The 20671-nt window shown below is 72.5% G+C and carries 18 protein-coding genes; 7 read left to right on the top strand and 11 right to left on the bottom strand.

All coding sequences use genetic code 11. From position 1 onward, the window contains the following. Nucleotides 1–68 precede the first annotated feature (68 nt). The 8 genes from gltX to MOX02_RS13580 form a co-directional block, all read right to left on the bottom strand. Nucleotides 69–1496, bottom strand: coding sequence for a glutamate--tRNA ligase (gene gltX / locus MOX02_RS13545; protein WP_147026320.1), 1428 nt, complete (start codon nt 1494–1496; stop codon nt 69–71). A 337-nt stretch (nt 1497–1833) separates the two neighbouring features. Continuing rightward, on the bottom strand, nt 1834–2106 hold the full coding sequence (locus MOX02_RS13550; protein ID WP_147026321.1) for a hypothetical protein: 273 nt from the start codon (nt 2104–2106) through the stop codon (nt 1834–1836). A 258-nt stretch (nt 2107–2364) separates the two neighbouring features. Further along, nucleotides 2365–3087, bottom strand: coding sequence for a transcriptional repressor LexA (gene lexA / locus MOX02_RS13555; protein ID WP_147026322.1), 723 nt, complete (start codon nt 3085–3087; stop codon nt 2365–2367). Between the two features lie 114 nt (nt 3088–3201). Beyond that, nucleotides 3202–4431 carry a molybdopterin molybdotransferase MoeA gene (locus MOX02_RS13560; protein ID WP_147026323.1) on the bottom strand — a complete coding sequence of 410 codons (1230 nt, stop codon included), beginning with the start codon at nt 4429–4431 and terminating at the stop codon, nt 3202–3204. Beyond that, nucleotides 4428–4925, bottom strand: a complete 498-nt coding sequence (moaC, locus tag MOX02_RS13565; RefSeq protein WP_147026324.1) for a cyclic pyranopterin monophosphate synthase MoaC — start codon at nt 4923–4925, stop codon at nt 4428–4430. The genes MOX02_RS13560 and moaC overlap by 4 nt, the downstream gene beginning before the upstream one ends. A gap of 12 nt (nt 4926–4937) precedes the next feature. Next, entirely contained in the window at nt 4938–5768 is an 831-nt protein-coding gene (gene trpC, locus MOX02_RS13570; protein ID WP_147026325.1) for an indole-3-glycerol phosphate synthase TrpC, read from the bottom strand. Nucleotides 5769–5777: 9 nt separating this feature from the next. Next, nucleotides 5778–6791, bottom strand: a complete 1014-nt coding sequence (gene trpD / locus MOX02_RS13575; protein WP_147026326.1) for an anthranilate phosphoribosyltransferase — start codon at nt 6789–6791, stop codon at nt 5778–5780. A 56-nt stretch (nt 6792–6847) separates the two neighbouring features. Continuing rightward, nucleotides 6848–7462 carry an anthranilate synthase component II gene (locus MOX02_RS13580; RefSeq protein WP_147026327.1) on the bottom strand — a complete coding sequence of 205 codons (615 nt, stop codon included), beginning with the start codon at nt 7460–7462 and terminating at the stop codon, nt 6848–6850. A gap of 984 nt (nt 7463–8446) precedes the next feature. Between MOX02_RS13580 and MOX02_RS13585 the strand changes: the two genes are divergently transcribed. Continuing rightward, on the top strand, nt 8447–9460 hold the full coding sequence (locus MOX02_RS13585; protein WP_444980202.1) for a methyl-accepting chemotaxis protein: 1014 nt from the start codon (nt 8447–8449) through the stop codon (nt 9458–9460). A gap of 32 nt (nt 9461–9492) precedes the next feature. Here MOX02_RS13585 and trpE read toward each other — a convergent pair whose 3' ends face one another. Continuing rightward, on the bottom strand, nt 9493–11013 hold the full coding sequence (gene trpE, locus MOX02_RS13590; RefSeq protein ID WP_147026328.1) for an anthranilate synthase component I: 1521 nt from the start codon (nt 11011–11013) through the stop codon (nt 9493–9495). Between the two features lie 6 nt (nt 11014–11019). Further along, nucleotides 11020–12921 carry a peptidylprolyl isomerase gene (locus MOX02_RS13595; protein WP_147026329.1) on the bottom strand — a complete coding sequence of 634 codons (1902 nt, stop codon included), beginning with the start codon at nt 12919–12921 and terminating at the stop codon, nt 11020–11022. 186 nt (nt 12922–13107) lie between these two features. Between MOX02_RS13595 and tpiA the strand changes: the two genes are divergently transcribed. From tpiA to MOX02_RS13625, 6 genes are all read left to right on the top strand, one after another. Next, nucleotides 13108–13869 carry a triose-phosphate isomerase gene (gene tpiA, locus MOX02_RS13600; protein ID WP_147026330.1) on the top strand — a complete coding sequence of 254 codons (762 nt, stop codon included), beginning with the start codon at nt 13108–13110 and terminating at the stop codon, nt 13867–13869. A gap of 157 nt (nt 13870–14026) precedes the next feature. Then, nucleotides 14027–14464 carry a preprotein translocase subunit SecG gene (secG, locus tag MOX02_RS13605; RefSeq protein WP_147026331.1) on the top strand — a complete coding sequence of 146 codons (438 nt, stop codon included), beginning with the start codon at nt 14027–14029 and terminating at the stop codon, nt 14462–14464. 181 nt (nt 14465–14645) lie between these two features. Further along, a complete protein-coding gene (pyrG, locus tag MOX02_RS13610) occupies nt 14646–16274 on the top strand; it encodes a CTP synthase (RefSeq protein ID WP_147026332.1) in 1629 nt (542 codons plus the stop codon). Between the two features lie 82 nt (nt 16275–16356). After that, nucleotides 16357–16809 (top strand): DNA polymerase III subunit chi, encoded by a 453-nt coding sequence (locus MOX02_RS13615; protein WP_147026333.1) that lies wholly within the window; start codon nt 16357–16359, stop codon nt 16807–16809. A gap of 47 nt (nt 16810–16856) precedes the next feature. Then, entirely contained in the window at nt 16857–18446 is a 1590-nt protein-coding gene (locus MOX02_RS13620; protein ID WP_147026334.1) for a S10 family peptidase, read from the top strand. After that, nucleotides 18443–18823, top strand: coding sequence for a hypothetical protein (locus tag MOX02_RS13625; protein WP_147026335.1), 381 nt, complete (start codon nt 18443–18445; stop codon nt 18821–18823). Before MOX02_RS13620 ends, MOX02_RS13625 begins: the two co-directional genes overlap by 4 nt. A gap of 2 nt (nt 18824–18825) precedes the next feature. On the opposite strand, the gene MOX02_RS13630 is transcribed toward MOX02_RS13625, so the two are convergent. After that, entirely contained in the window at nt 18826–20625 is a 1800-nt protein-coding gene (locus MOX02_RS13630) for a hypothetical protein (RefSeq protein WP_238179311.1), read from the bottom strand. Between the last annotated feature and the right edge of the window lie 46 nt (nt 20626–20671).

Consider the following 20671-nt stretch of genomic DNA (forward strand, 5'->3'; position numbering starts at 1 on the left):
GGGTGACATCCGTCGGAGAACGCCAAGCGAAATCCGGGCCGGGACCGTCCGGCCGGAAACGCGCCCGGTCAGCCCTGCGGGAGCTGGTCCCGCAGGCGGCCGAGGCTCTCCTCGCGGCCGAGCACGGCCATCACGTCGAAGAGCGGCGGCGAGGTTGTGCGTCCGGTCAGCGTTGCCCGCAAAGGTTGCGCGATCTGGCCGAGCTTCAGCCCCTGCGTCTCGGCGAAGCTGCGCACCGCGCCCTCCGTCGCGGCCGCGCTCCACTCGGGGACCGCCTCCAGCGCCGGCATCACCGCGGCGAGCCGCGCGCGGCCGTCCGCCCCGAGAAGCGCCTTCGCCTTGTCATCGAGGGAGAGGGGGCGCTGCGCGTAGAGGTAGTAGGCGCTGTCGAGAAGCTCCACGAGGGTCTTGGCGCGCTCCTTCAGCCCGGGCATCGACGCTTCGAGGCGCGCGCGCAGCTCCGGCTCGAGCGGCGCCGCGAGGCCGCGCTGGGCGCCGATGCCCGGCAGGATGGTCTCGACCGCGTCGACGAGGGCCCGGTCGTCGGACTGGCGGATGTAGAGGCCGTTGAGGTTCTCGAGCTTGGCGAAGTCGAACCGGGCGGGCGAGCGGCCGATCGCCTTGAGGTCGAAGGCCGCGATCATCTCGTCCGTCGAGAACACCTCCTGGTCGCCGTGGCTCCAGCCGAGCCGCACGAGGTAGTTGCGCAGGGCCGCCGGCAGGTAGCCGAGATCGCGGTAGGCGTCGACGCCGAGCGCTCCGTGCCGCTTCGAGAGCTTCGCCCCGTCCGCTCCGTGGATGAGCGGGATATGCGCCATGCTCGGCATGTCCCAGCCGAGCGCCCCATAGATCTGGCCCTGGCGCGCCGCGTTGGTGAGGTGGTCGTCGCCGCGGATCACCTGCGTCACGCCCATGTCGTGGTCGTCGACCACGACCGCCAGCATGTAGGTCGGATTGCCGTCCGAGCGCAGCAGCACGAGGTCGTCGAGGTCGCGGTTCTGCCAGACGACGCGGCCCTGCACCGCGTCCTCCACCACGGTCTCGCCCTCGGTCGGCGCGCGCAGGCGGATCACCGGCTTGATGCCGGCGGGCGCCTCGGACGGGTCGCGGTCGCGCCAGCGCCCGTCGTAGCGCAGCGGGCGCCCCTCGGCGCGGGCGGCCTCGCGCATCTGGGTCAGCTCCTCCTGCGTCGCGTAGCAGCGGTAGGCGCGGCCCGAGGCCAGCAGGCTCTCCGCGATCTCCCGGTGCCGCTCGGCGCGGGCGTACTGGTAGATCACGTCCCCGTCCCAATCGAGGCCGAGCCAGCGCATCCCGTCGAGGATCGCGTCGATGGCCCCTTGCGTCGAGCGCTCCCGGTCCGTGTCCTCGATGCGCAGCAGCATCCGGCCGCCGTGGCGGCGGGCGTAGAGCCAGTTGAACAGGGCCGTGCGGGCGCCGCCGATATGCAGGTAGCCCGTGGGAGAGGGTGCGAAACGCGTGACGACGGCAGAGGACATCGGGCCGGCTGGATGTTCGAGTGGATGGGCGGGCGACGTTCGGGCGGGAAGGATCGACCGGCCCGGCCGCGGGCCTGTAGCATGCGCGGACGGACGCGTTAAGAAATCGTCGCACGGGGCGGAATTTCCGCTCCCGCGCGTGAGCGGTGCGGCGGGCCATGGCGGAAGGGGCGGCAGGCGGAGGCATCGTCGCGGCGGTCGCGCCCGGCCGCCTCGGCGCGCCGTCCCTGTGACTTCCCGCTCTGCGCGGCTGGCTCCTCGCCGAGATGGCGCACGAGGCCGAGCAGCGCCGCTTCTTCCCCTGGCTCGCCGTCGCCTTTGGGTGCGGCATTCTCGCCTACTTCTCGGCGACGGAGGGTGAGCCGGCGCTCGTGGCCGGGGCCCGGTCGCCGCGGGCCTCTGCCTCGCCCTGACGCCCCTCCTCGGCGCGCGGCCGGCCGCTCTCGCTCTGGTGCTGGCGCTCACCGCGGCCTTCCTCGGCTTCGGGGCCGCGGCCTGGCGCGTCGCGCGTCTCGGGCCCGACCCTGACACGGACGACCATCGCGCCGCTCACCGGCTTCGTGGAGGCGCTCGACGAGTGGGAGGAGGGCGCGCGGGCGGACATCGTCATCACGCCGCACGCGGCGCCGCCCAACTGCGCGGCCGGCCTCGTCGTCGACAGAGCCTTCCTCCCGAGGTCGAGCGCCGTCGCGATACGCCTCACCGCCGCCAGACCCGTGGTCCGGTCGGCCCGCGGCTCCGGCGGCGCGAGACCGTGGCGGCCCGCCGCGACGGTCGCCGCGGCCCCACCGCCTACATCCCGGCCCGTTCCGGACGAGGCAGCGCCGGAGGACGCCGACGCGCCCGCGGAGGCGCCCCCCGAATCGCTTCAGTAACGGCGCACGAGGCTGACGAGCCGGCCCTGGATGCGCACCCGGTCCGGGCCGAGCACGCGGGTCTCGTAGGCCGGGTTCGCCGCCTCGAGAGCAATCGAGGAGCCGCGGCGGCGCAGGCGCTTGAGGGTCGCCTCCTCGTCGTCGATCAACGCCACGATGATGTCGCCGGTGTTCGCGGTGTCCTGCTTGCGGATCACCACGAGATCGCCGTCGAGGATGCCGGCCTCGACCATCGAGTCACCGCGCACCTCGAGCGCGTAGTGCTCTCCGCCGGCCAGGAAGTCCGGCGACAGGGTGATCGAGGCGCTCTGGTTCTGGATCGCCGCGATCGGCGTGCCGGCCGCTATCCGGCCCATGACGGGGATCGTCAGGGCGCGGCCGTTCTCGTCGGTCGCCTGGGTCATCGGCATCTTGGCGGCCGGAGCGCGGGTGCGCCCGCCCTCGACCACGCTCGGGGTGAAGCGGCGGACCTCGCTGCCGGCATTGGCCGGCTGGCCGAGGCTCTCGGGCATCCGGATCACCTCGATCGCCCGCGCCCGGTTCGGCAGGCGCCGCAGGAATCCGCGCTCCTCAAGAGCCGTGATGAGCCGGTGGATGCCGGACTTCGACTTCAGGTCGAGGGCGTCCTTCATCTCGTCGAAGGACGGCGGGACGCCGCTCTCCCGCATCCGCTGCTGGATGAAGCGGAGCAGATCCAGCTGTTTACGCGTCAGCATCGGGCAGACTCATCTCTTCGGGGCGACGCGGCGTGCGGTCGCGGAAACAAAGCGCGAACACGTTAAACGTTCCGCAAGTGTTCCGCAAGCGCAGCTTGGCGATACTGGATCAGATCAGAGGATCGCCCGGTCGAGCCTGATGATCCGGCACGGGTCGCCCGCCCGCGCCGCCGGTGCGTGGGGCGGCCGCACGAGGAGCGCCTCCGCCTGTCCCAGCACCGAGAGCATCGAGGAATCCTGGCGCTGCTCGGGGTGCGCCACCGGGAGGCGGTCGGGCGCCGCGTCGAGGCGGGCGCGCATGTAGTCGGCGCGCCCGTCGTTGGCCCCGAGGTCGCGCCCGAGGATCGCGGGCTCGGACCGGTCGGCGCCCGCCCGCGGGTCGCCGAGGAGCGCCCGGATCGCCGGCACCACGAACAGCATCCCGCAGACGATCGCCGAGACCGGGTTGCCGGGCAGGCCGATCACCAGCATCTCACCGAGACGGCCGTGCATCAGGGGCTTGCCGGGCCGCAGCGCCACCCGCCAGAAGCCGAGTTCGAGTCCTTCCCGGGCGAGCGCCGACCGCACGAGGTCGTGGTCGCCGACGGAGGCGCCGCCGAGGGTCACGATGAGGTCGGCACCGGCCTCCCGCGCCCGGCGGATCGCGTCCTCCAGGGCCGGCAGGCTGTCGCCCGCGATGCCGAGGTCGATCGGCTCGGCACCGGCGGAGCGGGCGAGGGCGGCGAGCGCCAGCGCGTTCGAGGCGACGATCTGGTCCCAGCGCGCCCGGGCGCCGGGCGCCACCAGCTCGTCGCCGGTGGCGAGGATCGCGACGCTTGGGCGCCGTCGCACCGCGACTTCGGCGTGGCCGGCGGCTGCCGCGAGGGCGAGGCGGCGCGCGTCGAGGGTATCGCCGGGCACGAGAAGCGTCTCGCCTTCCCGGAAGTCCAGCCCGGCCGCCCGCACGAAGCGGCCGGGCGCCACGCTCTCCCGGGCAGTGACGGCGTCGCCCTCGGCCTCCGCATCCTCCTGGATCAGGATCGCGTCGGCACCCTCCGGGACGGGGGCGCCCGTGAAGATGCGCACCGCCTCGCCCGTGCCGACCCGGCCGGCATAGCCGTGGCCGGCCGCGCTCGTGCCGACGCGGCGCAGGCGGGCCGGCACCGTCGCGAGATCGGCGGCGCGCACCGCGTAGCCGTCCATGGCCGAGGCCGGGAAAGGCGGCTGCGTGCGCAGGGCCGCGACCGGCGCCGCGAGCGTCCGGCCGGATGCCGCCGCGATCCCGACCCGCTCGGCCTCGACGGGATGCGCGACGCTGCCGAGGATGCGGGCCAACGCCTCCGCGACGGGCAGAGGCCCGCTCACGCGGCTGTCCCGCCGGGCTCGTCCGCCCGGTAGCTGCCGGAGCGGCCGCCATCCTTGGCCAGGAGGCGGATCCCCTCGATGCGCATGCCGCGGTCCACCGCCTTCACCATGTCGTAGACGGTGAGGCAGGCGACCGAGACCGCGGTCAGCGCCTCCATCTCGACCCCGGTCGGGCCCTGCACGCGCACCTCCGCGACGATGCGCAGCCCCGGCAGCGCGTCGTCGGCCTCGCAGGTCAGGTGGACCTTCGAGAGCAGCAGCGGGTGGCAGAGCGGGATCAGCTCGTGCGTGCGCTTGGCCGCCATGATGCCCGCGAGCCGGGCCGTGCCGATCACGTCGCCCTTCTTGGCGTCGCCCTCGCGGATGAGGCGCAGCGTCTCGGGCAGCATCACCACCGCGCCCTCCGCGCGCGCCGTGCGGGTGGTGGCCGGCTTGTCGGTGACGTCGACCATGTTGGCCGCGCCGGTGGCATCGAGATGGGTGAGCCCGGTCATCCGCGCGCCCGCTCAGGCCGCGCCGCCGAAGAGCAGGCGGCGGGTCGCCTCCGCGAGGTCCGCCTGCCGCATCAGGCTTTCGCCGACGAGCACCGCGTGCAGGCCGCTCTCGCGAAGGCGCACCACGTCCTCGTGGCCGGCGATGCCGCTCTCCGCGACGGCGATGCGGTCCTCCGGGATGCCGGGCCGCAGGCGCGCGGCGGTCTCGAAGGAGACCTCGAAGGTCTTCAGGTTGCGGTTGTTGATGCCGATCAGGCGCGTCCCAAGGGGGATCGCCCGCTCCAGTTCCTCCGCGTCGTGCACCTCGACCAGCACGTCCATTCCGAGATCGTGTGCGGCCTCGACGATCGCGGCCGCCTCGTCGTCGTCGAGGCAGGCCATGATCGCCAGCACGCAGTCGGCGCCCCAGGCCCGGGCCTCCAGCACCTGGTAGGGCTCGAACATGAAGTCCTTGCGCAGGACCGGCAGGGAGCAGGCGGCGCGTGCCCGCACGAGATAGTCCGGGCGGCCCTGGAAGGACGGCTCGTCGGTGAGCACCGAGAGGCAGGTCGCGCCGCCGGCCTCGTAGGCGGCGGCCAGCGCCGCCGGGTCGAAATCGGCCCGGATCAGCCCCTTCGAGGGCGAGGCCTTCTTCACCTCGGCGATCAGGGCCGGGCGCCCGGCCGCGATGTGCGCCGCGATGGCGTCCGCGAAACCCCGCGGCGGGCTCTGGGCCGCGGCACGGGCCTCGAGGGCCGCTTCCGAGACCCGCAGCTTCGCCTCGGCGATCTCGCGCCGCTTGTAGGCCTCGATCCGGGCGAGGACCGTCTGTCCTGTCGCGCCCCTGGTTGCGGTGTCGGACATCGGAATCCCTCAGGCGTTCGAGATCGCGACGAGGCGGGCGAGCGTCGCCCGCGCCGCGCCGGAGGCGATGGCCGCGTCCGCGCGCCCGACGCCCTCTGCGAGCGTTCCGGCGGCGCCCGCGACCACAAGGCCCGCCCCAGCATTGAGAACGGCAATGTCCCGGTAGGCGTTGCGGGCGCCCTCCAGGACGGTGCCGAGCGCGCGGGCGTTGTGGTCCGGATCGCCGCCGCGAAGATCATCAAGAGTGGCGAGCGGCAGCCCGACCTCGCGGGGATCGACGCGGAACCGGGTGACGTGCCCGTCCTCCAGCGCCACCACCGCGGTCGGCCCGGTCACGGTAATCTCGTCGAGCCCGTCTGAGCCGTGCACGGTCCAGACCCGGCGGCTGCCGAGCTCGGACAGCACCCGCGTCAGCGGCTCGGCCCAGTCCGGCGACGAGACGCCGAGGAGCTGGTGGGCGACGCCGGCCGGGTTCGAGAGGGGGCCGAGCAGGTTGAAGATGGTGCGCACCGGAAGCTCGGAGCGCACCGGCGCGACGTGGCGCATGGCGCCGTGATGTGTCTGCGCGAACATGAAGCAGAGGCCGGCCTGCTCCAGGCAGCGCCCGAGGCCCGCCGGATCGAGACCGAGCTTCACGCCGAGGGCGGCGAGCACGTCCGCGGCCCCCGAGCGCGAGGTCGCCGCCCGGTTGCCGTGCTTGGCCACCGGCACGCCGCAGGCCGCCGTCACGATCGCGGCGAGCGTCGAGACGTTGTAGCTGCCCGAATGGTCGCCGCCCGTGCCGACGATGTCGACCGCGCCCGGCACGGAGGCGACGGGCAGCATCCGGGCACGCATCGCCTCGACGGCGCCGGTGATCTCCTCGACGCTCTCGCCGCGCACCTTGAGCGCGACGAGGAAGGCCCCCGCCTGCACGGGCGTCACCTCGCCGGAGAGCAGGTCGTCGAAGGCGGCGCGCGCCTCGTCGCGGCTCAAGCTCTGCCCGGAGGCGGCCTTGGCCAGGATGTGCCTGAAGGATTCCATGGGGCGGACGCGGTCTGTCGATGCGGGCGCGCTCCGGCGCGTCCCGGTCTCCAGCGTCAATGCACGTCGCCGGTGCGCTTGTCACGCTCCGCGTTCCAGGCCGCGGCAATCTCCAGGAAGTTGCGCAGGATCTGCGTGCCGTGCTGCGAGAGGATGCTCTCGGGGTGGAACTGCACGCCGTGGACGGGGCGCGTCCGGTGCTCGAGCCCCATGATCAGCCCGTCCGCCTCGGCCGTCACCGCGAGATCCTCCGGGCAGCCCGCGCGGTCGACGACGAGGGAATGGTAGCGCGTCGCCTGGAGCGGGCCGTTGATGCCGCGGAAGACGCCCCGCGCCCCGTGCTCGATCGTCGAGACCTTGCCGTGCATCGGGGCCGGCGCGCGCACGACCTCGCCGCCGAAAGCCTGCCCGATCGCCTGAAGGCCGAGGCAGACGCCGAAGATCGGGGTGTCGGCGGAGAGATCGCGGATCACGTCGAGGCAGATGCCGGCCTCGTTGGGCGTACAGGGGCCCGGCGACAGCACCACCGCGTCGGGCTTGCGCGCCCGCACCTCGGCGACCCCGAGCGCGTCGTTGCGGACCACCGAGACCGAGCCGCAGAGCGGTCCGATCAGGTGCACGAGGTTCCAGGTGAAGGAGTCGTAGTTGTCGATGACGAGGACGTCGGGCATCGGCGCGGTTCCCATGGCGCGGATCTGGCCGGAGATCCGGGCCGGGTCAAGTGCGCGCCCGACAGGTTCGCAACCGCAAGCGGGCGCCGAACCGTCGGTACGCGCAACAGGAGCAACGTTTCGCCGGCATTTGAGCGAAATTCGCTCGGCTGTCCGAAAGCCGTCAGCGCCAGTGAGCATTATTGACGGACTCGTCGAAGATTGCCCGCTTGCAATCAAGTGTTCTTTTAGATGTTCGTTATCGGCGCTTCTGCACTTTTGACAGTGCTTTTGGACACAAAGCACGGATCGTGCGGAGACGGGTCATGAGATTTCTGAACAGGTTTGGCTTTCTGACGAAGATGGCCATCCCGATCGTTCTCCTGGCCTGTCTAACGGCCAGCCTCGTCGCCTTCGCGAGCGGCCGGCTCGGATTGCTGTCGGACGAGACGCAGCGGCTCATCGACGTGCAGGCGACGCGCCTCGAACACATCATTCGGGCGGCCTCTCGGCGTCACCGAGGCGACCATGATGGACCGCAACATCACGATCGAGACGCGGCCCGCCGAGATGGCCGGGTTCAAGGAGCGTCAGGACACCGCGAAGGCCGCGGCGATCGAGTCGATCGACCGGCTGATCAAGATGTCCGACTCGCAGGAGCGCCGCACCGTCAACGAGGAGCTTCGGCGCTCCGTCGAGGCGTATTTCGCGATCCTCGACCGCTCGACCGCGCACGGATTGCGCAACGAGGCGGAGGCGGCCGTGAAGATCTCGCAGTCGGAGGGACAGTCCGCCCGCCGCAAGCTGCGCGAGGTCTTCGACAACCGCGTGAACGTGCTCAGCAAGGAATTCCAGGTCGCGAAGGCACAGGCCGGCGAGACGGCCCTCAACGCGACCCTGTTCTTGATCGGCGCCGCGGCCGCGGGATTGCTCCTCGTGGCCGGGCTTGCCGGCGCGATCGTCGTATTCGGAATCGCCCGCCCGCTCGGTCGAATGACCGGCGCCATGGGGGCGCTCGCCGCCGGCAACCTCGACGTCGCCGTGGAGGGCGGGGACCGCCGGGACGAGGTCGGCGCGCTGGCCCGGGCTCTCGCCGTCTTCAAGCAGAACGCCCTGGAGAGCCGTCGGCTCGCCGCGTTGCAGGCGGAGGAGGACGGCGCCAAGATGCGCCGCGCGGAGCGTCTCGACCAGTTGACCCGTGCCTTCGAGCGCGATGCCGCCGGTCTCACGGCCGGGCTGACCGCCGCGGCGACGGAGATGGAGGCCACCGCCCACTCGATGACGGGCATCGCCGATCAGACCAACCAGCAGGCCGTCAGCGTCGCCGTGGCGGCCGGCGAGACCTCGGGCAACGTCCAGACGGTGGCGGCCGCCACCGAGGAGCTGTCGGCCTCGATCCAGGAGATCACGAAGCAGGTCGCCCTCTCGGCGGAGATCGCCGACACGGCGGTCCGCAGTGCCCGCGAGACCGACGCGACGATCCAGGCCCTGGCGGCGACCGCGGACAAGATCGGGGCGGTGATCGCGATGATCTCGACGATCGCCGGGCAGACGAACCTGCTCGCGCTCAACGCCACCATCGAGGCGGCACGGGCCGGCGAGGCGGGGCGCGGCTTCGCGGTCGTCGCCACCGAGGTCAAGGAGCTCGCCGCCCAGACGAGCCGCGCCACCGACGAGATCGCGGGTCAGATCGACGCGATCCAGAGCGCGACGCGCGGGGCCGTCGACGCGGTCCGCGGCATCGGCTCCACCATCGACGGGATGGCCGGCATCGCCACGCAGGTGGCCGCGGCGATGGAGGAGCAGGGCGCTGCGACGCGAGAGATCGCCCGCAACGTCCAGGAGGCGGCGCGGGGCACCGAGCAGGTCACCGGCAGCGTCGGCGAGGTGCGCAGGGGCGCGGGCGAGACCGGCTCGGCGGCCACGCAGGTGCTCGGCGCGGCCCGCGAGCTCGCGGGACACTCGACGACGCTGAGCGAGGCCGTCCGCAGCTTCCTCTCGGACGTGAAGGCGGCCTGACCGGCCGGGCGGTCCCGTGCGGGGCCGCCCGCCTACTGCCCGCGCCGGACCTGGGCCGCGAAGACCACCGCGTCCTCGGCGGCGCGGAACAGGGCCTTCGCCTTGTTGACGCACTCCTGCTGCTCGGCCGCCGGGTCGGAATCGTAGACGATGCCGGCGCCCGCCTGGACGTGCATGCGCCCGTCCTTCACGATGGCCGTGCGCAGGACGATGCAGGTGTCCATCTCGCCGCGCGCCCCGAAATAGCCGATGCAGCCGCCGTAGGGCCCGCGCTTCTCGCGCTCCAGCTCGTCGATGATCTCCATCGCCCGCACCTTCGGCGCGCCGGAGACCGTGCCGGCGGGAAACCCCGCCGCCAGCGCGTCGAGGTTGTCGCGCGCCGGATCGAGGTCGCCCTCGACGTTCGAGACGATGTGCATCACCTGGCTGTAGTACTCCAGGAAGAACGAGCCGGTGACCGTGACGCTGCCGATCCGCGAGACGCGGCCGACGTCGTTGCGGCCGAGATCGAGCAGCATCAGGTGCTCGGAGCGCTCCTTCGGGTCGGCCAGCAGCTCCTCGGCGAGTGCCCGGTCCTCGGTGGGCGTGGCGCCGCGGCGGCGGGTGCCCGCGATCGGCCGGATCGTGACCCGCCCGTCGCGCACACGCACCAGGATCTCGGGGCTGGAGCAGACGACCTGGAAACCCTCGAAGTCGAGGTAGCAGAGGAAGGGGGCCGGGTTGGTGCGCCGCAGCGAGCGGTAGAGCGCGAAGGCGGGCAGCGTGAAGGGCGCCTCGAAGCGCTGCGAGAGCACGACCTGGAAGATGTCGCCCGCGACGATGTACTCCTTAGCCCGCGCCACCATGGCGGCGTAGTCGGCGGGCGGTGTGTTCGAGACGGGCTCGGGCGGCGCGACGTTCGAGAGGTCGGCCCGCGCCTCGATCGGCAACGGGCCCTCGAGCGCCGCCGCGACCCGCTCCAGGCGGGCGAGCGCCGTCTCGTAGGCCGCGCGCGCGGTGACGCCTGGGGCGGGCCGCACGGGGCTCACCACGGTGATGATGTCGCGCACCGCGTCGAACACCACCATCACCCGGGGCCGCACCAGAACCGCGTCCGGCACCCCGAGCGGGTCCGGGTTCGGCTCCGGCAGCGCCTCCATGGCGCGCACCATGTCGTAGCCGAGATATCCGAACAGGCCCGCCGCCATCGGCGGCAGGTCGGCGCCCGCCTCCTCGCCGATCGCGCTCTCGGCGATCAGGGCGCGCAGGCTGTCGAGGGGCGCCCGGTCGTCGGGCGCGAACTCCGTGAGGTCCGGGCCGCGGGTGATCTCGGGGCGGCCGTTCCGGCAGCGCCAGACGAGGTCCGGGTCGAGACCGATCATCGAGTAGCGCCCGCGCACCGCGCCGCCCTCGACGGATTCGAGCAGGAAGGCCGTGCCCGCATGGCACGCCCTCAGCTTCAGGAAGGCCGCGACCGGCGTCTCCAGGTCGGCGACGAGGCGGATGTCGAGGAGGGCCGGGCGACCGGCCTCGTAGCCGGCCGCGAAGGCCGCGTAGGCGCTGTCGGTGGCCATGCCGTGTCAGTACTCGCCGCCGATCGCGCGCCGGAAGGCGGCCTGGTTGACGCTGACGCCGGCCTTCTTCTGCACCTCGGCGATGTACTCGCCGAGGATGTCGTCGGCGAGCGCCGTGCGGAAGTTCGCCTCGATCGTCCTGTCGGTCGGGCTGCCCGGCACGTAGGCGGGCATCGTGGCCGAGGTGACCTTGAACAGGATGCGCGACTCGCCCGAGGGGGCGGAGGCGGTCTTGTCCACGGAGGTCGCGAAGATACGGCCGACGACGTCGGCGTCGAGGTCGTCCTTCGACTGGTTGCGGGCGAGATCCGAGACCGTCTGGACGTTCAGGCCGACCGAGGCGGCCACGGCCTCCAGCGTCTCGCCCTTGTCGAGACGCTCCTGCAGCTCCCGCGCCTTCACGCCGAGCCGGTGCGTCACCTCCGCCGCCTTCCAGCCCGCCACGGCCTGGTCGCGGACCTCGGCGAGCGGCTTGTCGTGGGCGGGGTCGATCTTCGTCACGTCGAACCAGACGTAGCCGCCGGTCTTCGTGCGCAGCGGCTCGTTGTCGCCACCGATCTCGGAGCGGAACATCGCCGGCAGGGTCGTGTCGGGATCGGGGATGCCGGCGACGGTCTGCCCGGCTGGGTCCTTGCCCTGGGCATCGATCGACTCGGCGGCGACCAAGGGCAGGCCGCGCTCTTTGGCGATCTCGGCGAGCGGCTTCGCGCCGGCGCGCTGGTCCTCGATGGCGTCGTGCACCGCGTCGATGTTGCTGCGTGCGCGCTGGTCGGCGATGGCCTTGCGGATCTCGGGCTCGACCTCGGCGAGCGGCTTGCGGCTCTCCGGCTCGATGGCGGTGACGCGCAGGAGCACGGTGCCGAAGCGGCCCTTCACGGGCTGGCTGACCGCCCCCTGCTGGAGCGCGAACGCTGCGTCGGCCACCGCCGGGTCGAACAATTCGGCCTTCGTCAGGGTGCCGAGGGACAGGCTCTTTGGGTCATTGCCGCGCTCGATCGCGACCGCCTCGAACGGCTTCTCGCCGCTCTCGATCTGCTTGCGGGCGACCTCGGCCGCCGCCTCGTCCGGGAAGACGATCTGCTGGATGGTGCGGCGCTCGGGCGAGCCGAACCGGTCCCTCTCGCCGTCGTAGACCTTGCGGATCTCCTCATCGGTCACCGCCTCGGGCTTGGCCAGCGCGTCGGGGCTGAGGACGAGGAGGTTCACGCTGCGCCGCTCCGGCGCCCGGAAGCTCGCCTTGTTGGCCGAGTAGTAGCCTTCGAGCTCGGCGTCGGTCGGGGCGGGGATCTCGCCCGCCACGGAGGGCGGCAGCCGCAGGTAGGAGGCGGCGCGGCGCTCCGTCGAGTAGCGATGCACCGCCTCGCGCATCGCCTCCGGAACGTGGACGTCCGCGGCAACCGCCTCGGCGAGCTGCAGGCGGGCGATCACGGCCCGCTGCTCGCGCACGAACAGCGCCTCGTTCAGCCCGGCTCGCTGCAGGGTCTGGTAGAACAGGGACGGGTCGAACTTGCCCTCCGCGTTCTGGAAGGACTTCTCCTCGTGGATCGCCCGCAGCACCGCGGAGTCCGGTACGGACAGGCCGAGGTCGCGCGTCTTCTGGTCGAGGGAGGCTTCGGTCACGAGCTGCGACAGGACCTGCCGATCGAGGCCGAGCGCCCGCGCCTGGTCGGGTGTGAGGTTGCGGCGCAGCTGCGCCTGGTAGCGCTGCAGCTGGTTCTGGTAGGCGCTGCGCACCGCCTCGGCCGAGATCGGCGTCTTGCCGACCGTCGCGACGGTGTTGCTCGATCCGCCGCGGAAGAACTCCTCGACGCCGAAGATCGCGACGCCCGCGATCAGCAGCGTGAACACGATCGTCAGAACGATCTTGCCGAGCCAGTGCTGGCTGGCACTGCGCATGTTCTGGAGCATCGGGACACGGGCCTGTCTGTGGTCGCGCCCGCGCGGGCGGCGCTCGCGGCGGGCGGGTCGTGTTATAGAAATCGCGGTTGCCCGCGATAGACCATCCGGGGGCGTCAGCAAAGGGCACGCACCGTTTGCACGCCCAAGCTTGCTCTGGTAGGCCCCGGCAACCGTTGCGTACAGCGAAGGACACCGATGACACGGCAGGGACGGCGCCCTCTGGTTGCAGGCAACTGGAAGATGAACGGGACCCGCAGCTCGGTCGCCGTGGTCGAGGAGGTCCGCCGAGGGCTGACGCCGGCCCTCACCGAGCGGATCGACCTGCTGATCTGCCCGCCCTCCACGCTGATCGCCTCCTGCGTCGCCGCTTCCTACGGCTCCAACATCGCGATCGGCGGGCAGAACCTGCACGCCAAGCCGAGCGGCGCCTTCACGGGCTCGATCTCGGCCGAGATGCTGGCCGACCTCGGCGCGACCTACGTCATCGTCGGGCATTCCGAACGGCGCGCCTACCATCACGAGACCGACGACGGCGTCCACGCCAAGGCGCTCGCCGCCCGGCGGGCGGGCTTGTGCGGGATCATCTGCGTCGGCGAGACGAAGGACGAGCGCGAGGAGGGCCGGACCCTCGACATCGTGCGCGCCCAGCTCGGCATCGGCGTGCCGAAGGGCGCGACGGGCGCCGACACGGTCATCGCCTACGAGCCGGTCTGGGCGATTGGCACCGGGCTGACCCCGACGCCCAGCGACATCGCCGAGGTGCACGCCTCGCTCCGCGAGATGCTGGAGCGGCTGGTCGGCCCCGAGGCCGCGCGCATCCGCATCCTCTACGGCGGCTCGGTGAAGCCCGCCAACGCCCGCGAGCTGATGGCGGTCGAGAACGTCGACGGGGCGCTCGTGGGCGGCGCGAGCCTCGTGGCCGAGGACTTCCTGGGCATCGCCGCGGCCTACGCCTGAGCCCTTCCGGGAGCCCGCGCCACGCGGTTGCGCGGTTGGCGGCAGGGCATATCTGGTGTAATGGCGCGCGACATCAGGGCCGATGCCTCGCCGCGTCGGCCCGGCGCGTTTTGGCGACCCCGACCGTCGGGTGGCGCACGCCGCCTCTGGAATTCTGATGCAGACCGTCCTGATCGTCGTTCATCTTCTCATCGTGCTGGCGCTCATCGCCGTCGTGCTGCTGCAGCGCTCCGAGGGCGGCCTCGGCCTCGGCGGCGGCGGCAGCGGCGGCGTCTCCGGCTTCATGACCGGGCGCGGTCAGGCCAACGCCCTGACCCGGGCGACGGCGATCCTCGCCGCCCTGTTCTTCGCCACCAGCATGACGCTGGCCGTGATGTCGCACCGGGGCGCTGCGCCGAAGTCGATTCTCGAGGGCGCCGGAACGACCCAGCCGGCGCAGCCCGCCCCGAACGCCGACAACCTGCTCGACACGCTCCGCCGCCAGGGCGGCGGCGAGGGGGCCGCGCAGCCTGCTCCCGCAGCGCCGGCGGCACCCGCGCCCGCCGCGCCTGCACCGGCGCCGTCCGGGCCGCCCGACGCACCGCAATCGCGCTGAGCGCGGGACGGCCCGTACCGTCCGGCGCCGGCGTCGGCCTCCGGGAACCTGCCGACGTCGGTTGAGAAATATCCTTCCCGTTCAAGGCCGTAACCTCGCGTTGCGCGTTCCACAAGGATCGCGCGCCGCGGGCGTTTTGCGGTTTGGCAAATCACCGAGCATTCGTTAAGGACCGAGGCCCATGACGCGGTACGTCTTCATCACCGGCGGCGTGGTCTCCTCGCTCGGAAAGGGGCTCGCCTCGGCGGCCCTCGCGGCCCTCCTCCAGGCCCGCGGCTACAAGGTCCGGCTGCGCAAGCTCGACCCCTACCTGAACGTCGATCCGGGCACGATGAGCCCGACTCAGCACGGCGAGGTCTTCGTCACCGACGACGGCGCCGAGACTGACCTCGACCTCGGGCATTACGAGCGCTTCACCGGCGTGCCGGCGACGCGGGCCGACAACATCACGACGGGCCGGATCTACCTCGACATCATCACCAAGGAGCGGCGCGGCGACTATCTCGGCGCCACCATCCAGGTGATCCCGCACGTCACCAACGCCATCAAGGCGTTCGTGCTCGACGGCAACGAGGCGTTCGACTTCGTGCTGGTCGAGATCGGCGGCACGGTCGGCGACATCGAGGGCCTGCCCTTCTTCGAGGCGATCCGACAGCTCGGCCAGGAGCTGCCCCGCGGCGCGACCGCCTTCGTGCACCTGACGCTGCTGCCCTACATCCCGTCCGCCGGCGAGCTGAAGACCAAGCCGACGCAGCACTCCGTGAAGGAGCTTCGCTCGATCGGCATCCAGCCCGACATGCTGCTCTGCCGCTGCGACCGGCCGATCCCGGCCGACGAGCGGCGCAAGCTCGGCCTGTTCTGCAACGTGCGCGAGACGGCCGTGATCGAGGCCCGCGACGTCGATTCGATCTACGACGTGCCGCTCTCCTACCGGGAGGCCGGCCTCGACCGCGAGGTGCTCGCGCATTTCGGCATCGACACCGCGGTCGAGCCGAAGCTGGAGCGCTGGCGGACCATCTCGGAGCGGGTGAAGAACCCTGAGGGCGAGGTCTCGATCGCCATCGTCGGCAAGTACACGGGTCTCAAGGACGCCTACAAGTCGCTGACCGAGGCGCTCACCCACGGCGGCATCGCCAACCGGGTCAAGGTCAACCTGGAGTGGATCGAGTCCGAGGTCTTCGAGCGCGAGGACCCGGCGCCGTTCCTCGAAGGGCTCAACGGCATCCTTGTGCCGGGCGGCTTCGGCCAGCGCGGGGCCGAGGGCAAGATCCGGGCGGCCCGCTACGCCCGCGAGCGCAAGATTCCGTATTTCGGCATCTGCTTCGGCATGCAGATGGCCGTGATCGAGGCGGCCCGCTCGCTTGCCGGCATCGCTGACGCGAACTCCACCGAGTTCGGCGACACGCCCGAGCCGGTGGTCGGCCTTCTCACCGAGTGGTTGCGCGGCAACGAGCTGGAGCGCCGCGCCGCCGCCGGCGACCTCGGCGGCACCATGCGCCTCGGCGCCTACGCGGCGAACCTGCGGCCCGGCTCGAAGATCGCCGAGATCTACGGCGCGACCGAAATCTCCGAGCGCCACCGGCACCGCTACGAGGTCAACATGGCCTACCGCGAGTGCCTGGAGGCCAAGGGCCTGCGCTTCTCCGGCACCTCGCCGGACGGGCTCCTGCCGGAGACGATCGAGCACGAGGGGCATCCCTGGTTCATCGGCGTGCAGTTCCACCCGGAGCTGAAGTCGCGCCCCTTCGAGCCGCACCCGCTGTTCAAGGGCTTCGTCGCCGCCGCGATCGAGCAGAGCCGGCTGGTCTGAGCCCGGGCTGCGACGCTGCGTCGTCGCGCGCGGGCCGGGGGCCGGTTGGGTTTCGGCGCGGTCGAGCCTAAATCTCCGTTCCGTGACCGAGATCCTGTTCTACCACATGCAGCGCCAGCCCCTGGAGAAGGTGCTGCCCAACCTCCTCGAGCGCTCGCTGGAGCGGAAGTGGCGCGCTGCGGTGCAGGCCGCAAGCGAGGAGCGCCTGCAGGCCATCGACGACCAGCTCTGGACCTACAGCGACGACAGCTTCCTGCCCCACGGCACCGACCGCGACGCCGACGCGGCGATCCAGCCTGTGGTGCTGACGCTGCGCGAGACGAACCCAAACACCGCCTCGATCCGGTTCCTCGTGGAGGGGGCCGACCTACCGCCGGACCCCGGCTCGTACGAGCGCATCTGCATCCTGTTCGACGGGACCGACCAGGACGCGCTCCTGCGCGCCCGGGAGCAGTGGCGCGAGGCGAAGGAGGGCGGCCACACGGTCGCCTACTGGCAGCAGGACGATAGCGGGCGCTGGCAGAAGAAGGCCTGAGGCCCATCAGTCGAGAACCGCGCTCCGCCGCGGCACGGAGGAACGCCATGACGCGCTTCACAGCCCTCGCCACGGTGCTGGCCCTCGTCCTCGCCGCGCCGGCCCCGCTCCGGGCCGAGGCGGTGCCGCAGGGCGGCCCGCCGCAGCGCCAGGCCGAGCAGCGCGGGCCGGAGGGGCGAAAGCTGCCGCCGGATGCGACGACCGAGCACAGCGTCACCCTGCCGGACGGGCGCACGCTCGCCTTCACGGCGGTGGCCGGCAGCCTGCCCCTCGTCGACGAGGCGGGCAAGCTCCAGGCCGAGATCGCCTACATCGCCTTCACGCGGCCGGCCCGCCAGGGCGAGGCGGAGCGCCCGGTGACCTTCGCCCTCAACGGCGGGCCCGGCGCAGCGTCGGCCTATCTCAACATCGGGGCGATCGGGCCCTGGCGCCTGCCCGCGGACGGGGCCAGCATCAGCCCCTCGCAGCCCGTCGCGCTGGTGCCGAACGACGGGACCTGGCTCGACTTCACCGACCTCGTCTTCATCGACCCGGTCGGCACCGGCTACAGCCGCGCCGCCGACGGCGACGCCAAGAAGTACTGGAGCATCGATTCCGACGCCTCCGTGCTCGCCGCCGCCATCGCCCGCTACCTGCGCGCCAACGAGCGGATGGGCGCGCCGAAATTCTTCGTCGGCGAGAGCTACGGCGGCTTCCGCGGGCCGCTGATCGCCTCGAAGCTGCAGGAGGACGTGGGCGTCGGCCTCTCCGGCATGGTCCTGCTCTCGCCGGTCCTCGATTTCGGCTGGCTGCAGCCCGCGCGCACCAACCCCTGGGGCTACGTCACGCGGCTCCCGTCCTTCGCTGCCGCCGCCCTGGAACGCCGCGGCACCGTGCCGACCCGCGGCAATCTCGCCGAGGCCGAGAACTACGCGACGGGCGCCTACCTGACCGACCTCCTGAAGGGGCCGGGCGACGCCGAGGCGGTGTCGCGCCTGTCCGACCGGGTCGCCGCGCTGGCGGGCCTCGATCCCGCCTTCGTGCGCGCGCAGGCCGGACGGCTGACCTCGCACAGCGTGCAGCGGGAGATCGACCGGCGCGCGGGCCGGGTCGCGAGCGCCTACGATACCGGCGTCACGGGTTGGGACCCGGAGCCGAACGCACCGCATTCGGGCTTCGAGGACCCGCTGCTCACCGCCATCCAGGCGCCGCTGACGAGTGCGATGATCGACCTCTACGGCAAGCGCCTGAACTGGCGCGTGCCGAACATGCGCTACGAACTCCTCAGCGGCGCGGTGAACCGCGGCTGGAGCTGGGGCGGCGGCCGCAGCGCGCCGGAATCGGTCGGTGCCCTGCGCGGCGTGCTGGCGCTCGACGGCAATTTCCGCGTCCTCGTCGCCCACGGCTTCACCGACCTGGTGACGCCCTACTTCACCTCGAAGCTGATCATCGACCAGATGCCGAGCTACGGGCCCGAGAAGCGCCTGAGCCTCGCCGTGTACCCGGGCGGCCACATGTTCTACTCGCGCCCCGATGCCCGCGCCGCGTTCCGGCAGGACGTGTCCGACCTCTACGCGTCGGCGCTCAAGGCGCGGGCGAGCGCCCCGCAGCCTCAAGGGGCGCGGCCGACGAACGAGACGCACAAGGACATGCCGTGAGCCGAACCGCCGCCCGCCCGTTCCTGCTGGCCCTCCTCCTCGCCTCCGGCCTCGCGGCCTGCCAGAGCACGGAGCGCGCCGCGCCCCCGCCGCCATCGAGCCCTGCGAGGCCGGTGCCGCCTCCCGCCGCGCCCGCGTTCAGCGGGCCCGTCCTCGGGCCGGACGGGCAGTGCAGCGGCCCGGCCCCGGCCACGGCCGCGGCGATCGAGCCGGGGATCGGCGAGTGCGACCTCGTGCGGCTCAAGGGCAAGCCGCCGACCGACGTCCTCCTCGGCGAGGGCCGGGCGGGACGCGAGGTTCAGGTTCTCTACAACGAGCCCGGCGCCAAGGAACTCTACTTCTTCGTCAACAACCGGCTCGACCGGATCGTCCGGTAAGGTCAGCGCACCCGCCAGACCTTCAGGAAGGTGCCGGGCACGTCCAGGGGCTCGAGCCAGCCGGCGCTTGCCCCGCCCTCTGCGAGGCGTGTCGCGAAGGCCGTCTCGGGCCCGGTGTCGGGGGCAGGCTGCCCTGGGCAGGCGACCACGTAGGTGATGCCGCGCGCCCCGGCGTGGCGGCGCAGGTCAGCCTCGCTGCCGCCGAGGCTCTCGATGCCGGCGGTGAGCCCGGTGAGCGCCCGGTGATAGGGCGCGGCGACGATCGCGTGCGGCGTGTGCAGGAGGATCGCCGGCCCCATCCGGATGAGGGCGAGCATCGTTCCGGGCGGCAGCTGGGCGAGCGGCGCCACCGCGGCAGGCGTCAGGCAGCGCAGGGCCGTCTCGCCCCGCTCCTCCGCCTCGAGCGGGTGCAGGAGCGCGGCGGCGAAGAAGGGAAGCGTCCAGACCGAGCTGATGAGGCCGACCGCCATCGCGGCGACGCCGAGCCGCCGCGCGACCGAGACGCCGGCCTCGCCCGCCAGCGCGACGGCCCGCGCGAAGACCGGCGCCGCGACGAGCGGCAGGAGGCCCATCGGGATGTAGGTGCCTCGGAATTGGAAGGCGCCGATGACGAGGCCGGGCCACAGGAACAGGGCCGCGACCAGGAAGTAGCGCCGCCGCTCCGGCGCGCCGCGACGCGCCTGCCAGGCGGCGACGAGAGCGGCGAGCAGCAGAGCCGGGAAGAAGGCGACGATCTCCCAGCGCCCGGATTCGAGGAAGGTGGCGAGCGGCGTCATCTCGTTGACGGTGTGAAGCCATTTGTCTTTCACGAGCTGCGGCATGCCGGTGAAAGGGCCCCCGAGGCAGGCTGGGTAGAGCGCGACGAAGCCCGCGACGACGAGCCCGCCGAGGATCCCCGCGAAGCCGAGGCGCGCGGCGGGCGTGGCGAGCCGCGCGTCGGCGGCGGCGCAGGCGAGGGCGGTGAGGCCGCCGCCCACGGCGAGCCAGAGCCAGGGCGGCGAGAGCGCGTCGCAGGCGGCCACGGACCAGAGATGCGGCGCGGTCTGGAGCGCGAAGAGCGGCGGCGCGCAGAGGGCGAGGACGGCGCCGAAGCCGACGAAGGCGGGCAGGCGCTCGCGGCCGAGCCGCACCCAGTCGAGCATCAGGAACAGCGCCGCGACCGCGATGAAGGGCAGCGCTTCGAGGCCGACCGCCAGGGAGAGGGCGGTCGCGGCGCCCGCCGCCGCGCCGGCCCGGCCGCCGCCGTGCGCGAGACAGAGCGCGAGGCCGAGCATCGCGATGAGCTGCACGTTGTGATGGTCGACCCGTCCCGGTGCGAACTGGAGCGTCAGTCCGAGCGTCTGGAGGGCAGCCACGATCGCCAGGATGGCGGTGAGCGTCCCGAAATGCGCGCGCACGCCGCGGTAGAGGAGGCAGGCGAAGACCGCGAAGAGGCTCGGCGGCCAGAAGGCCGCGGTGACGCCGAGGGCCAGATGCTGCCCGAGGAGCGGCGTGAGCAGCCAGAGCAGGGCCGCCAGCGGCGCGTCGACGAGGCGCGACCAGTGGCTCGGCACACCCTCCGGCGGCACGAAGCGGTACTGCGTGTTGTCGAACCAGCCCTGGCCCATCACGAGATCGCGGACCTCGACGAGGCGCATGGCGTCGTCGGTGTCGCGGACGGCGACCTGCGCGATCGTCGCCGGAATGTCGGCCAGCCAGTTCAGGGTGAGGGCCGAGACCGCGACGAGGAGCCAGGCGAGGAGGTTCGGGCTCAGCCGCGCCGGCCGGGCGGCTTCGAGGTCGGGGGATGCGGCGCTCAGCACGGTCCGCGCCCCACGCGTGTCTCGAACGTAGCCATGCGGCGCCCCG

It is taken from the genome of Methylobacterium oxalidis (assembly GCF_007992195.1).
GTDB classification, from domain to species: domain Bacteria; phylum Pseudomonadota; class Alphaproteobacteria; order Rhizobiales; family Beijerinckiaceae; genus Methylobacterium; species Methylobacterium oxalidis.